This window comes from Gemmatimonadota bacterium (assembly GCA_026706345.1).
Lineage (GTDB): Bacteria > JAAXHH01 > JAAXHH01 > JAAXHH01 > JAAXHH01 > JAAXHH01.
Map to the genome: position 1 here is coordinate 1 of JAPOYX010000215.1, position 780 is coordinate 780.

Sequence of the window (780 nt, forward strand, 5' to 3'; positions counted from 1 at the left end):
GCGCGGGCCGAAACCGATCTACGACGACAAGCGCGCCATGTTCGTGGCAGGCGAGGTTCCGGAGGGATTCCTGTTGGCCGGCGCCGCGGCGTGCGACCTGGGGCCGCGCGACGGCGTACGCAGCGGCGAGCGCGCCGGCAGGGCTGCCGCGGACCAGTGCGGTCTTGCTCCATCAGCGACTCGGGCCAGCGTTCTGCCCGACCTGCCGGAGCTGCCCGACGACGAACCCGACCTGGCAACCGAAGCGATCTGGGAAGTACCCACCACGCGCCGTTCGGGATTCGCGATGAAATTCGTAGACATCCAGAACGACGTCAAGTCGGACGACATCGGCCTGGCCCACCGGGAGGGATACGATTCCGTCGAATTGCTGAAACGCTATACCACGCTGGGCATGGCCACCGACCAGGGCAAGACGGCCAATCTCAACGCCATGGCGATCATGGCGGGCCTGCGCAGGACGGACATCAAGGATGTCGGGACCACCATATTCAGGCCGCCGTATCGCCCGATACTGGTGGGTGCGATGGCGGGTCAGACAAGGCACGAGCATTTCAGACCCACCCGCCGTTCGCCCATGCACGACTGGCACGAGCGCAACGGCGCCGTGTTCGCGCAGACAAACCTGTGGGTCAGGCCCTGGTACTTCCCGCAGCCGGGCGAGTCCATGAGGTCAGCCAGCATCCGCGAGGCGGCGGCGGTGCGGGAACGGGTCGGGATGACCGATGTGTCCAGTCTCGGCAAGATCGACGTCCAGGGACCCGATGTCGCCGAATTCCT

At 66.3% G+C, this 780-nt stretch carries 1 protein-coding gene; it reads left to right on the forward strand.

Annotation, left to right across the window (positions count from 1 at the left end):
* Window positions 1-780: sarcosine oxidase subunit alpha (locus tag OXG98_15005; GenBank protein ID MCY3773313.1), on the forward strand; the 780-nt coding region annotated here is incomplete at both ends.